10 protein-coding genes are annotated in these 13,931 nt (G+C 70.5%); 4 read left to right on the top strand and 6 right to left on the bottom strand.

Features of this window, described 5'->3' with window-relative positions:
• The first annotated feature begins 18 nt into the window (after positions 1-18).
• The 3 genes from ACIBKY_RS33430 (at position 19) to ACIBKY_RS33440 (ending at position 2,956) form a co-directional block, all read left to right on the top strand.
• Complete coding sequence (locus ACIBKY_RS33430; RefSeq protein WP_397102971.1) at positions 19-534, top strand: flavin reductase family protein; 516 nt, start codon at positions 19-21, stop codon at positions 532-534.
• A 123-nt stretch (positions 535-657) separates the two neighbouring features.
• Complete coding sequence (locus tag ACIBKY_RS33435; protein WP_397102973.1) at positions 658-1,437, top strand: alpha/beta fold hydrolase; 780 nt, start codon at positions 658-660, stop codon at positions 1,435-1,437.
• A 148-nt stretch (positions 1,438-1,585) separates the two neighbouring features.
• The gene (locus ACIBKY_RS33440) at positions 1,586-2,956 is read left to right on the top strand and encodes a sensor histidine kinase (protein ID WP_397102975.1); all 1,371 of its coding nucleotides are present in this window, start codon (positions 1,586-1,588) and stop codon (positions 2,954-2,956) included.
• Positions 2,957-3,024: 68 nt separating this feature from the next.
• On the opposite strand, the gene sppA is transcribed toward ACIBKY_RS33440, so the two are convergent.
• The 4 genes from sppA to glgB form a co-directional block, all read right to left on the bottom strand.
• Positions 3,025-4,722, bottom strand: a complete 1,698-nt coding sequence (gene sppA / locus ACIBKY_RS33445; protein ID WP_397102977.1) for a signal peptide peptidase SppA — start codon at positions 4,720-4,722, stop codon at positions 3,025-3,027.
• A gap of 70 nt (positions 4,723-4,792) precedes the next feature.
• A complete protein-coding gene (locus ACIBKY_RS33450) occupies positions 4,793-6,727 on the bottom strand; it encodes a S8 family peptidase (protein ID WP_397102979.1) in 1,935 nt (644 codons plus the stop codon).
• Between the two features lie 254 nt (positions 6,728-6,981).
• Entirely contained in the window at positions 6,982-8,823 is a 1,842-nt protein-coding gene (locus ACIBKY_RS33455) for a S8 family peptidase (protein ID WP_397102981.1), read from the bottom strand.
• Positions 8,824-9,028: 205 nt separating this feature from the next.
• Positions 9,029-11,233, bottom strand: coding sequence for a 1,4-alpha-glucan branching protein GlgB (glgB, locus tag ACIBKY_RS33460; protein ID WP_397102983.1), 2,205 nt, complete (start codon positions 11,231-11,233; stop codon positions 9,029-9,031).
• A gap of 169 nt (positions 11,234-11,402) precedes the next feature.
• On the opposite strand from glgB, the gene ACIBKY_RS33465 reads away from it, so the two are divergent.
• Positions 11,403-12,110 (top strand): DUF4328 domain-containing protein, encoded by a 708-nt coding sequence (locus tag ACIBKY_RS33465; protein ID WP_397102985.1) that lies wholly within the window; start codon positions 11,403-11,405, stop codon positions 12,108-12,110.
• On the opposite strand, the gene ACIBKY_RS33470 is transcribed toward ACIBKY_RS33465, so the two are convergent.
• Positions 12,073-13,224, bottom strand: coding sequence for a copper amine oxidase (locus ACIBKY_RS33470; protein ID WP_397102987.1), 1,152 nt, complete (start codon positions 13,222-13,224; stop codon positions 12,073-12,075). The genes ACIBKY_RS33465 and ACIBKY_RS33470 overlap by 38 nt on opposite strands.
• A 1-nt stretch (position 13,225) precedes the next feature.
• Positions 13,226-13,879: a hypothetical protein gene (locus ACIBKY_RS33475; RefSeq protein WP_397102989.1), complete on the bottom strand. Its 654-nt coding sequence runs from the start codon at positions 13,877-13,879 to the stop codon at positions 13,226-13,228.
• Positions 13,880-13,931 lie beyond the last annotated feature (52 nt).

Here is a 13,931-nt window from a genome sequence, read left to right on the forward strand (position 1 = left end):
CGCGCGGGGGCGGGTGGTGTGTGGTGGGGGGGGGGGGCGTGTGTTTGTGGGGGGGGGGGGGGGGCCGGGGGGGGGGGCCCCCCCCCGCGGGGGGGGGGGGGGGGGCGCCCCCGGGCGCCCCCCCCCCCCCACGACCTCGGGGTCACGGTCTCCGCCCTCATGTCGGTCTCCGCGGACCCGCCGCTGGTGCTGGTCTCACTGACCAGCCGCGGCTACCTGGCCGAGGTACTGCTGCGCCAGGACCTCTGGGCCGCCTCCCTGCTGTCGTCGGGCCAGGCGGCCGTCGCCAGCCGGTTCGCCACCGCCGGGCGCCCGTCGGCGCGGCATCTGGTGGCAGGTGTGCCGCACCACCGCGGGCCGCGTACCTCCGCGCTGATCGTCGGAGGCGGAGTGGCCGCGCTGGAGCTGGAGACCGTCCGGGTGATTCCGGCGGGCGACCACACGTTGTTCGTGGCCGGGGTGCTCGCCGTCGACTACGTGACTCCCACTGTCGACCCTCTGGTACGGCTGCGCGGCCGCTACCGCCCGGTCTGACCCCTCTTCTCCGATCCCGGCCGGGAGGCCGCATGCCGTTCACCGAAAGAATTTTTCTTCTTGACAAGTTCTTTTGTCGGTAGAACACTGGAGACAAGCGACCCCCCAGACAGGGAGAAGACCATGAGCACCGTTCGTTCCCAGGACGGCACGACCCTCGCCTACGACCGGATCGGCGAGGGGCCCGCGCTGGTCATCGTCGGCGGCGGTGGCGCCACCGACCGTTCCGTCAACGCGCCGCTGGCCGGCCTGCTGGCCGACTCGTTCACGGTGTACAACTACGACCGGCGCGGCTCCGGCGAGAGTGGCGACACCGAGCCGTTCACCGTCGAGCGCGTCTACCAGGACCTCGACGCCGTCATCCGGGAGGCCGGCGGCCAGGCGTACGTCTTCGGCTCCTCCGGTGGCGGCATCATCGGGCTGGAGGCGGTCCTGAACGGGCTCCCCATCACCAAGCTGGCCGTCTGGGAGGCCCCGTACATCGTCGACGACTCCCGCCCGCCGGTGCCCGCCGACTACCTCGACCGGCTCGTCGCGCTGCGCGAGCAGGGCCGCAGGGGCGACATGGTGGAGCTGTTCCTGACCGCCGCGGTCGGGCTGCCGGCCGAGTTCGTCACCCCGATGCGCGGCATGCCGATGTGGCCCGGCATGGAGAAGGCCGCCCACACCCTGATCTATGACGCCATGGTCGTCGGCGACTTCTCGCTGTCCGCCGGGCGCATGGCCGGAGTGGCGATCCCCACCCTGGTGCTCGACGGAGGCACCATGCCGTGGGCCACGAACTCCGCCGAGGCCCTCGCCGCCGCCCTTCCCGCCGCGCGTCGCGAGACGCTGGCCGGGCAGCCGCACAACGTCGACGCCGCGGCCCTCGCCCCGGCGCTGCGCGCCTTCTTCGCGGCCTGAATTTGAGTTTTTACCCGATGTCGGATCTGGCGGGCAGAGCGAAGGATCGGCACGGCGGAGCCCATCCTGACCTGGGTAAATACTGATATATCCGGAAGCTTTACTCGCCAGTAGGCGTTCCCCCAAAACGCATAAAGGGGGGTAACGCGTGAGCCTTCGCGCGCGCAGCTGCGTCATCGCCGGGCTGGTTTCCACAGTCCTCGGGCTGCTGTTGTGTACCGGTCTGGCCATTCAGGGATATCGCTCGGAGATCGACGACGTCACCGACCAACTGGCGACCGCGGCCCGGCGGCTGGCCATACTGGCGAGCGAGAACGCGCTGCCGAACCCGATCCCGTCGGTCAGCGGCCAGAGCGTCCAGGTGGTCACCGAGGGCGGGAAGGTGCTCGGCAGCACCCCCGACCTGGCCGGGCAGCCACCGCTGACCACACAGCTCCCTCCCCGGGACGACTTCCGCTGGGACGGCGTCGTCCGGCACGACGGCCACGAGCTCATCGTGGTCGGCTTCACGATCACCCCCGCGGGCTCCGCCTCCGACCTGTCCGTCTATGTCGCCACCCCCAAACCCGGCTACCTCTACGACTGGCCCGCCCTGCTCGGACTGCTCGTCGCGGCAGCCGTCGGCATCACCGGGGTCATGGTCCTGACATGGGTACTGGTCTCGCGCGCGCTCAAGCCCGTCGAGGCGATCACGGCCGAGCTGGAGGAGATCACCGGCAGCCACCCCCACCGCCGCGTGCCGGAAACCGGCCGGCACGACGAGATCGCCGCCCTCGCCGTCACCGTGAACCAGACCCTCGACCGGCTCGACGGCGCCCTCAGCCAGCAGCGCAGCTTCGTCGCCGACGCCTCCCACGAACTGCGCAGCCCCATCACCGGGCTGCGCGCCGAGGTGGACCTGGCCCTCATGGAGACCCGTGGCGACGGTCCCGAGCACGCCGCGCTCGAAGCCGTGGACCGCGCGGCCGACCGGCTGCAGCTCCTCGTCGAGGACCTTCTCGCCGTCGCCAGGCTGGACGCCGGGATGGAGCCGCGGCCCGAGCCGGTGGACCTGGCCGAGCTGACCCGCGACGAGCTGGCCAGGCGGCACCCGGCCAAGAAGCTGCTGACGGAGCTGGAGAACGGCGTCGTCGTCGAGGGCGACCGGCTCCAGCTCACCCGCGTGCTGGTCAACCTGCTGGACAACGCGATCCGGCACGCCGACAGCACCGTCCGGCTCGTGGTGCGCGGCGACACCTGTGCCGAGCAGGCCGTGCTGGAGGTCAGCGACGACGGCGACGGGCTCGCGCCGGACGACCGCGAACGGGTGTTCCAGCGCTTCACGCGGCTCGCCGAAGGACGGACCAGGGATCCGGGCGGCAGCGGGCTCGGGCTGCCGATCGCGCGGGAGGTCGCCACCCGGCACGGCGGGACGCTCCGGGTCGAGGATCGTTCCCGGTTCGTCCTGCGGTTGCCGCTTCTGACCCGCTCGGCGGTCTCCGCCGGCCGTTACGACGAGCAACCCCGTCAGACTGCCTGACGACACCTCCCGACCCGCCCGCCGACGTCGGCGGGGGGTGCGGGGGTGGCTTGCCGTAACTCAGAAGATCAGCGGATCTCGTACCAGGCGGGCAGGGCGAGCGGCCCCTGCGGCGGGAGGCCGAGCTCGGCGGAGAGCCGGGCGAGCGGACCCCAGGCCTCCAGGCGCATGCGCGTCAGGGCCGCGGCGCGGTCCTCGCTGGAGTCCGGCCCGCGCAGGCGCTCCAGCGGGTTCAGGCGGGGGTAGGTGCGCACGGGCGCGTCCTCGGCCAGCCCGGCGCGCTTGCGGGCCAGCACCAGGGCGTCCTCCAGCCCGCCGAGCTCGTCGACCAGGCCGCCTTCGAGGGCGTCGGCGCCGGTCCAGACGCGACCGCGGGCGAGTTCGTGCGCACGTTCGCGGGTGAGCTTGCGACCCGTGGCCACCTTGCCTACGAAGTCATCGTAAATACGGTCCAGCCAGGCGTTGACCCGGTCCCACTGCTCCGGGGAGAACGCCCGGGACGTCGAGAACATCCCCGCGTTGGCCCCCTGGGAGATCAGCTCGGAGCTGACCCCGACCTTCTCCAGCAGCTCCGACAGGACCGGCTTGCCGCCGAACACCCCGATCGACCCGGTCAGCGTCCCCGGTTGCGCGACGATGACGTCGGCCGCCATCGCGACGAAGTACCCGCCCGACGCCGCCACGTCACCCATCGACACGATCACCGGCTTGGTCTTGCGCGTCAGCACGACCTCCCGCCAGACCGTGTCAGAGGCGACATACGACCCGCCAGGACTGTCGACGCGGAACACCACGGCCTTGACGTGCTCGTCCCTGCGCGCCGACCGGAGCGCCGCGGCGATCGTGTCCGACCCCATCGCGCCGCCGCCGCCGAGCGGGCTGCGCCCGCTGCGGCCCATCCTGATCGGCCCGCTGCCGTGCACGAGCGCGACCGTGTCCACCCCGGGATGCGGCAGCTTCCGTACGGCCGGCGCCTTCGCGTACCGCGACACGAACAGCAGCATCGAGTCGGCGCCCGCGGCCTTCTTGACCTCGTCGTAGACCTCGTCCCGGTAGGCCAGCCGGTCGACCAGCCCGGCCTCGACCGCCTCGTCGCCGATGAACGGCCCCCGGTCGACCAGTTCCCTGACCTTCTCGGGATCCAGCCGCCGCCCGTCCGCGATCCCGGCCACGACCTGCTCGGTGACCGACTCGGCGATCCGGGTCAGCGACTCGCGGTGCGGCTCGGTCATGTGGTCCTGGGTGAACATGTTGGCCGCGGTCTTGTACTCGTGCCGCTGCGCGCCTTCGTAGGCGATGCCCAGCTTGCCCAGGGCGTTCTTGATGAAGCGCTGCTCCAGCGCGACGCCGGTGAGCCCCACGTCGCCGCTGGGCTGGAGGTAGACGCGCTCGAAGGCGGAGGCGAGGTAGTAGGGGACGGTGCCGTTCCCGAACTCGCCGAACGTCTCGGAGAAGGCGACGGTCAGCTTGCCCGAGGTACGGAAGTGGATGACCGCCTGGCGCAGCTCCTGCACCATGGCCAGGCCCAGCGGCTGCCCGCCGATCTTCACGATCAGCGCCTTGACCCGCGAGTCGTGCCTGGCCCGCTTGAGCCCGCCGAGCACGTCGGCCAGGCGGGGCTTGCGCATGGACAGCAGCGCGGAGAGCGGATCCGCCGGAGGCCCTTCGGTGAGCCCCTCGGTGAGATCGAGCTCCAGCACGAGCGGGGCGGTGCGCCGCTGGCGAAGCTTGTCGACGGTTTCGAAGATCGCCTTGCCTGGGTCCATATTTCACACCCTAAGCGACATGTCCCTCTCCGGGGCGGCACCCCGGAGAGGGACGGCGATCAGTCGATCCTTACTTGTTGACGTGCCGGTAGAGGAAGACGGCCGACTTCTTCAGCTGTGCCGTCGTCGCCTTGCCGGTCCGGTACTTCTCGGCGATCGTGATCGCCTTCTTCAGCGTGGTCGTGCCGTGCACCTTGGCCGAGGAGTTGTACACGCCGTGCGCGTAGTTCAGCCACGCGGCCAGCAGTTCCCGGTCGAGCAGCGCCTTGCCCGCCTTCGACTTCGTCTTCAGCACCTTGTACGCACGGGCCAGGGTGTCGGCCTTGGTCGCCTCGGGGAAGACCTTGCTGCCGTTCTGCGCGATGGACAGGTAGCAGATCAGCGTCTTGTCCGACAGCGAGCCCTTGTTCTTCAGCATCTCCGTGGCCCACGCCTTGGAGCTGAGCGGCTTGGTGCCCTTGCCGCGCTCACAGGTGTCGGGGACCGGCTCCGGGTTCGGGTCGATCGAGATCGGGTCCGGGTCCGGCTGCGAGGTCGGCGTCTTGGTCGGCGTGGGGGTGGGCGTCGGCGTGACCGTGGCCGTGGGGGTCGGCGTGGGCGTCACGGTCGGCGTCACCGTGGGGGTGGGCGTCGGCGACTGGGTCGGCTTCGGCGGGGTGCCCTTGGCCAGGTCGATCCGCGGCGTGGTGACCTGGGGGCCGCCGGCCGAGTAGGTGATCGGCTTGCCGGTGGTGCGGAGCTTGGCCAGGATCTGCGCGGGGCCGTAGGCCGGGTAGGCCTGCTTCACGACGGCGAAGGCGCCCGCGACGTGCGGGGCGGCCATCGAGGTGCCGTTCTTGTTGCCGTAGGCGTCGTCCGGCACCGAGGAGTTGATGCCGACGCCCGGCGCGAACAGGTCCAGCAGCCTGCCGCGGTTGCTGAACGGCGCGACGGCGTCGCCGTCGTCGGTGGCGCCCACGGTGACGGCGGAGGAGATGCAGGCGGGGCTGCTGACGCCGTTCTGGAAGGCGGAGTTGCCCGAGGCGATGACCGTGGCCACACCGAGCGCCGCGAGCGCGTCGATGTTCGGCTTGATGGCCGCGGCGTCCACATTGGCGTCACAGTGCGCGGTGAACTTCTGGTTGCCGCCCAGGCTCATGTTGACCGCGACGACGTTGTTCGCCGTGGCGACCGTCGCCAGGTACTCCAGCGCCAGCTTCTGGTCGGAGTTGAAGCTGAGGTAGCAGGGCGCCGGGATGCCGAAGCCCTCACAGACGCTCGCGGTGACGATGCGGCTGAAGACCTGGATCGGCAGGATCTTGGCCTCGGGGGCCACGCCGTTGGCCGGGGCGCCCTCGGTCTTCTTGCCGGCCGCGATGCCGGCCACGTGGCTGCCGTGCGAGCACTGGTTGACGCCACCGGCGATGCACCGCTCGGTCTCGGCGTTGGCCGCGCCCGCCCCGATCTGCTCGCTCTGCTTGTTCGGGCAGAGCGACTCGGACTCGTACTCGCTGTTCTTGAAGTTCGATGAGAAGCACGCGTCGCCGACCAGCCGGCCCGCGAGGAAGGGGTGGTCGCTGTCGACACCGGTGTCCAGGACGGCGACGGTGTAGCCCTTGCCGGTCCAGCCGGCCTCGTTGGCCTTGTCCGAGCCGATGAGCTTGGTGCTGACGTCGAGCGTGGGCGCGCTGAGCTCGTCCTTCGTGATGGACTTGATGCGCTTGTCGTCCTTCAGCGCCGCGAGCGTCGTCGCGTCCACCTCCGCGACGAAGAACTTCGCCGAGGCGTCCTTCTCGATCACGTCGGTCTTGGCGGAAGCGTCTTCTGCCTTGGTCGCGACGGCCTTGACGCTGGCGCCGGGCGCCAGCTCGATGATCGCGCGGACGGTCTCCGTCTTCGCTTCCTGCTTTAACTCCGCGCTGACGACCGGGTCAGCGGTGGCCGCCTGGGCGGCCGGGGCCACCACGAGGGCGGCCGAGGTCGCCGCCAGCGCGACCGCGCCGGCGAGCAGAGACCGTAGTCTCACTGTTCCTCCGAGGGTAGGCGCCCGCCCGGACACACGGGCAGGCGTGAGGCAGTGGGACGCCGTCAGCGGCGCGGCGCGCCGAAGCAGAGCTCTGATATTGGAAAGCCCCCCAATAGCTCATGCGCCGATTTGACTGATGACAGCCGGAAAAATCCCCACATGTGATGGTCGTGGGGCCTGAGCTTACTGAGGGGCCTGCGAGGTTTGGGAGTTTGAGATGGCTCCGTTATGCGGATATCGGCAGTTCCGGATGATTAGCTGCTCTTTAGGGTTTTTGTGGATTTTGTAAGCTGGGCTGTCGAGGACTTGGCGCTCAGGCGGACCTTCTCCGCGGACTGGAGGGCCTGGAGGGTGCCGGTGCCGTTCGACCAGTTCAGCCAGCCCCTCAGCAACGCCGCGTCCAGCTTGGCCCGTGCGCCTGACGTGCCCTTCAGTACCCGGTACGCCGTTCCCAGCGACGAGGCCTTGGTCACCTCGGGGAAGACCTTGCTGGCCTTGCCGACCATGCGCAGGTAGCAGGTGAGCGTGGCGTCCGGGATCGTGCCGCTGCTGCGGTGGATCTCCACGGCCCACTGCTTGCCGGTCAGCTTCTTGCCGGCCGTACCCCGCTTGCAGACGGCCGCGGGCGGGGTGGCCTTCACGGTCACGGTCACCGTCACGGTGGGCAGCGGGACGGGACTGGGCTGGGGGTTGTCCGGCTGGGGCTCGGGGGAGGGGCCGCTGGGGTCGGGGTCGGGGTTGTCCGGACCGGGGTTCTCCGGGTCCGGGTTCTCCGGGTTTCCCGGCGTGGGGGTCTGCTCGATCGGCGGGCCGGGGGTGGCGCCGGTCAGTGCCGCCTGAAGGTCGAGGCGCGGAGTGGTGACACCGTCGTAGGTGTAGGGGCGGCCGGTCGTCCTCAGCTTCTCGATCAGCTCCGGCATCGGCGTCTGCGGGTTCTGCGCCTTCAGTACGGCCAGCGCCCCCGCCACATGCGGCGCGGCCATCGAGGTCCCGCTGTAGGACGTCATCTGGTCGTCAGGGACCGACGAGTCGATGTCCACGCCCGGCGCGAACAGGTCCAGCAAGGCACCGCTGTTGGAGAAGTCGGCGATCCTGTCGCCGTCGTCGTTGGCGCCGACGGCCACGGTCGAGGAGACGCAGGCCGGGAAGGAGGCGCCGGTGAAGGACTCGTTGCCCGCGGCGACCACCGTGGCCACGCCCTTCGCCAGCAGGTCGTCGACCTTGGGCTTGAACGCGGCGCCCTCCTCGCCGGTGTCGCACGAGGCCGGCGTCGGCCAGCCGCCGAGGCTGAGGTTGACCGCGGCGATCGGGCGGGTGGCGGCGAGCGTGGCGACGTGGTCCATGGCCAGGCGCAGCGAGGACTCGAACGCCGCCAGGCACGACGGCTCGCCACAGACCTCCGCGTCGTTGATGCGGCTGAACACCTGAACCGCGATGATCCCGGCCCCGGGCGCCACGCCGCCGCTGCCCGCGGCGATGCCGGCCACATGGGTGCCGTGGTCGCAGATGTTCGCGCCGCCGAGCATGCACTTGCCGATCTCGACGTCGGCCGCGCCGGGGCCCAGCTGGGTCGTCGAGCCGTTCGGGCACAGCGACTCCACGCCCTGGTCGACGGCCGAGAAGCAGGCTTCGTCGACGATGCGGTTCTGGAAGAACGGGTGGTCGCGGTCGATGCCGGTGTCCAGGACGGCGATCGTCTGGCCGGTGCCGGTGAAGCCCTGCGCGTGGGCCTGGTCGGCGCCGATCTGCTTGAGGCTGGAGGAGAGCGTGGGCGGGTAGGCGCGGTCGCGGCGGACGGCGGTGACCCTCGGGTCCTCGGCTAACTTCGCGAGCTCTTCCGCGGTGCCGTTCACGACCACGAACGGCTGCGTCGCCGGCTGGAGAACGACCTCCACGTCGCTCTGCGCGGCGGCGCCGGCGATCGGGGCGTTCTGGGCCGGGTCGGTCAGTTCGACGATGGCGCGTACCGGGCCCGTGCCGACGGCGATGCCCTCTTCGAGCTTGTCGGAGACCGGGGGCGGATCGTCGGCGAAAGCGGGGGTGGCCGGGAGTACGGCGAGCAGGGCCGCTGCCGCGATCAGGCGTCGAAGTCGCACTCGTCCTCCGATGGGGATGATCTCGGAGTTTAGGGGGATTTGCCCCGCAAGCCCAGAGGGAGCCCTGAGGTGGTGCGCGCAATCTGAGGCCCCCTCGCCTGGCAGGGGGCTGAGGGGGCCTCAGATTGCTGGGGGGAAGCGTAAGGATGACCGGCTTGTCGGGGCAATGGGTGAAGATCCCTTTTAAGCCTCGCTTGAGCTTCCGTTAAGGTGCCTCTTCCGAGCCCTCCTCAAGTTCTGCGGGCTCGGGAGAGCCGGCGGGCGGGCCTTCGCTGTGGAGCCACACCGCGCCCAGCGGCGGCACCCGCAGCACTGTCGAGTACGGCAGGCCATGCCGCGACTCCTCGACCGCCTCGACCCCGCCGAGGTTGCCCACCCCGCTGCCCGCGTACTCGTAGGCATCGGTGTTGACGACCTCTTCCCACCGCCCGCCGTACGGCAGGCCGAGCCGGTAGTCCTCGTGCGGGGCCCCGCTGAAGTTGACCACGCACGCCACCGCCGCCCCGTCGGCCGCGTAACGGACGAAGGAGAAGGTGTTGCCGGAGGCGTCGTCGGCGTCGATCCACCGGAACCCCTCCGGCGAGCAGTCCTGCTCCCACAGCGGCGGCGTCCGCCGGTAGACCTCGTTGAGGTCGCGCACCAGCTTCTGCACGCCCTTGTGCCCGTCGAACTCCAGCACCCACCAGTCGAGCCCGCGTTCCTCCGACCACTCCGAGCCCTGGCCGAACTCGCCGCCCATGAACAACAGCTGCTTGCCCGGATGCGCCCACATGAACGCCAGCAGCGCCCGCAACTGCGCGAAGCGCTGCCACTCGTCGCCGGGCATCTTGCCGAGCAGCGAACCCTTGCCGTGCACGACCTCGTCGTGGGAGAGCGGGAGCACGAAGTTCTCGCTGTAGGCGTACATGAGCGAGAACGTCATCTGATGGTGGTGGTACTGGCGGAACACCGGCTCGTGCCGGAGGTAGGCGAGCGTGTCGTGCATCCAGCCCATGTTCCACTTGAAGCCGAAGCCGAGGCCGCCCAGGTGAACCGGCCGGGAGACCCCGGGCCAGGCGGTCGACTCCTCAGCCACGGTCGAGATGCCCGGCGTCTCCCGGTAGGCGACGGCGTTCATCTCCTTCAGGAACTCCACCGCGTCGAGGTTCTCCCGCCCGCCGAACACGTTGGGCGTCCACTCGCCCTCGCGGCGTGAGTAGTCGAGGTAGAGCATCGAGGCCACCGCGTCCACGCGCAGCCCGTCGATGTGGAACTCCTTGAGCCAGTAGACCGCGTTGGCCACCAGGAAGTTGCGGACCTCGGTGCGGCCGAAGTCGAAGACGTAGGTGCCCCAGTCGGGGTGCTCGCCGCGGGCTGGGTCGGCGTGCTCGTACAGCGGGGTGCCGTCGAAGCGGGCCAGCGCCCACTCATCCATGGGGAAGTGCGCGGGCACCCAGTCGAGCAGCACGCCGATCCCGGCCTGGTGCAGCCGGTCGACGAGGTGCCGGAACTCGTCCGGCGTCCCGAAGCGCGCGGTCGGCGCGTAGTAGGAGGTGACCTGATATCCCCAGGAGCCGCCGAAGGGATGTTCGGCCACCGGCATCAACTCGACATGCGTGAAGCCCATCTCGCTGACATAATCCGTCAGCTGTTCGGCCAACTCGCGATAACCAAGTCCGGGCTTCCACGAACCGAGATGCACCTCGTACACGCTCATCGGCCGCCGCTGCGCCGGCTCGGCGGCGCGCCCGTCCATCCACCGCGCGTCGTCCCAGGTGTAGCGCGACTCCTCGACCACCGAGGCGGTCTGCGGCGGAGTCTCGGTCCGCCTGGCCATCGGGTCGGCCTTGTCGCGCCACACCCCGTCGGCTCCGAGGATCTGGAACTTGTAGCGCTGCCCCGCCCCCACACCCGGCACGAACAGCTCCCACACCCCCGATCGCCCCAGCGAGCGCATCGGATGCCCGGCACCGTCCCAGTGGTTGAAGTCGCCCACCACCCTGATGCCGCGCGCGTTGGGCGCCCAGACGGAGAAGGCGGTGCCCTCCGCCTCCTCGTGGGTCATCACCCTCGCGCCCAGCGCCTCCCAGAGCCGCTCGTGGCGGCCCTCGCCGATCAGGTGCAGGTCGATCTCGCCCAGCGTGGGCCAGTAGCGGTAGGGGTCCTTCGTCTCGTACGGCTCGCCGCCCCCATAGCGGATCCGCAACGTATACCCCGGGACCTTGTCCAGGCCGGGCACCATGACCTCGAACACCCCGTGCGCCACGTGCTCCATGACATGCGAACCACCGTCGTCGAGCACCACCTCCACCCGCTCGGCCAGCGGGCGCAGCGTACGGAAGGTGACCCCGCCGCCGCCGGGGTGGGCGCCGAGGATGGAATGCGGATCATGATGTGCCCCGCCCGCGAGGCGGTCGAGCTCTGTCCTCATCGGCATGCTCCCCACAGTGCCCTACGACGGCCGTCTGCCTCAGCCCCTGCCCGCTTTCACGATGGGAATCCCCGAAAGTGCGAAATCACGGCATCAGAATGCAGATGACCTGGTGCCCAGGTATTCGACATACTGACGCAACCCCCACCGGAACGCACGAGGACCCGCCATGCAACCCCCCAACCCCATGCGCCGCGTGCGGCCCGTCCGTGGCCCGGCCACGCTCGCCGTCGCCCTGCTCATCGCCGACTCCGTGGCCGGCCTGGCCGCGGCCGGCGTCGACCTGTGGGTCGCCGGGCTCATGGACCAGGTCGCCGCCGATCTCTTCTCCGTCACCGAGGCCGAGCTGACCTGGGCGGACGTGATCTGGGCCGGGTCGGGTCTGGTCGAGATGGCCGCCCGCGTGGCCGCCATCGCCGGATTCCTGTTCTGGCTCTTCCGCGTGCGCGACAACGCCGAGGCGCTCAGCCCCGAGTCCCACCAGCACTCGCGTACGTGGCTCGTGCTCGGCTGGCTCGTGCCCGTCGTCAACCTCTGGTTCCCCAAGCAGATCGTGGACGACATCTGGATCGTCTCCACGCCCGGAAGGGTCCACGGCGTCGGCCTCATGCACGCTCGCCGTCCCGGCCTGGTGTGGGCCTGGTGGCTGGCGTGGCTCTGCGGCTGGCTGGGCTCGAACGTGGCCGGGCGGCTGCTGTTCGCCGGGGAAGATCCGGAGAGCCTCGCCCGCGCCGCCCGGTTCGACGTGTTCAGCATCGCGCTGTACTGGATCGCCGCCGCGCTCGCCATCGCGGTCATCCTGAGGATCACGGCCATGCAGGAGGCCGGTCGTGCCGCGGCTAGTGCGGGTTCTTCGCCGTCACATCTCTTGGCGTGATGCGGAAGCCCTGCCAGTGGACCGGCATCGGGTCGGCGTCCTCGTCTCTGGCGACGTGGTGGTAGCCGACGTTCACCCAGATCACCGGGTCCTTGACGCGCTCGCGGCCGGCGTACTGGTCGACGGACTTGCCGCATTTGGGAGCCACGTTGTAGGTGGCCAGGCGTTCGCAGGAGCGGTACTGGGTCACGTAGAGGTCGGCGCGGGTGAACGCCTCGTCCGACGGGCCGCGGTACTGCGCGCTGTCGGAGTTGTTGATCTCCCAGCTGACCGGGTGGAGATCGGTGTTGCGCACCTTCGGATCGACCACGCGCCACCAGCGCATCCGCCGGTTGACCGCCTTGGTCTCGCGGCGTAGGACGGTCCGCTTCAGCGCCCGCTTCTTCGTCCTGTCGCCCGCGAAGTCGTACTGCTCCACGACGTCGCGGGAGGCGCCCTGGATGTCGAAGTCCATCCGCCAGAACACGTTGTGGCTGTGGGACTCCTCGAAGTGCCTGCCGCCCACCCCGATCGGCCAGCCGTGCTTGGGCGCCGTCGTGGTGCCCGCCAGCGAGCCGGTCGCGCCCACGCGCGGCGTGATCGAGCCGTCGTCGCCGAAGACGAACTCGGCGATGTAGGTGTACCAGCCCACCTGGTAGGCCGACAGCACCACGAGCTCGCGCCCCTGCTTCGACCTGCGCAGCGCCGGGTCGCCGAAGCCGTCCTTGAGGTAGGCGTGGCCGCGCGGCCTGGTCGTCACGCACACGACCTGCCGGCGCCGCTCGCCGCCCGGGCAGTCGGCGTCGGTGAGCGGGATCGCCGCCGACCCGAGCGAGCCGATGTCGTGGTAGCGCGGCTCGCCCGAGTCGTACGGCACGTGGATCTGCGCCAGCGCCGCGCTCCGCAGCACGCTCACGGCCGGCGAGCCCTTGGGCACGTACGTGACCCGGTTGAGCGTCAGCCCCTCGATCGTGCGCATTTCCCAGCACAGCCGCCAGCGCGCGCCGCCGGGAAGCTCCCGGTCGATCAGGTACGGCGAGCCGCACGGACGCTCCGCGGGAGCCGTACCGGAGGCGAGGGGTGTGACGGAACCGGCGGCGGCCACGAAGACCGCCAGAGCGAGTTGCAGGAACAAGTCACCACTCCAGGGTGTGAACCTTCTTGGCGGACAGGTCGATGACGATGCGGCTGGTGTCGAGGTGCTTGCCGTCGGGCAGCCGGACGAACAGCCGCACGCACCGGTGGGTGACGCACGGCCCGCCGGGCTGGGAGTAGATGAGCCCGCGCAGCCCCAGGTCGGCGGCCGAGCGCAGTTCGCGGCCCGCGGCCTTGGCGTAGGCGCGCCGTACGCCCTTGCCGAGCTTGGGGTGGGCAAGCAGCAGTTCGGCGGCGGCCGTCTCCTCACGGCGCGACGGCGGCGGCTGCACGCCCTTGCCACGGGTCTCCCTGACGATCTTGTTGGCGCCGAGGTCGACCGTGCGCACGATGAGCGAGTCGTCGGCGTAGTCGTAGAGGTAGGCCTCCGCCCGCCGCTCGTCCTCGGCCTTGTCGTCGTCGCGCTCGACGTAGAGCAGTTCGACGCGGCCGGCCTTCATGTGCTCGTGGGAGGGCCCGGTCGCGATCACGCCCGCGCGGCTGATCTCGCCGGGGGTCAGCGGGTCGCCCGGCGAGGGCGCCGTCCGCGCGGTCCGCGCGGCTTCCGGGGCGTCTTCGCCGGCCAGCAGCACGGCCGCGCCGGCGAACAGCGAGATTCCGGTGGCCGCGGCCGCCACCACAACAACGCGCCGCATGCCGCCTCCTTTACCCTTCGTTAGACAATGCCTACGAAGAGTAGTGGTTGGC

This window comes from Nonomuraea sp. NPDC050394 (assembly GCF_044459065.1).
Classification (GTDB): Bacteria; Actinomycetota; Actinomycetes; order Streptosporangiales; family Streptosporangiaceae; genus Nonomuraea.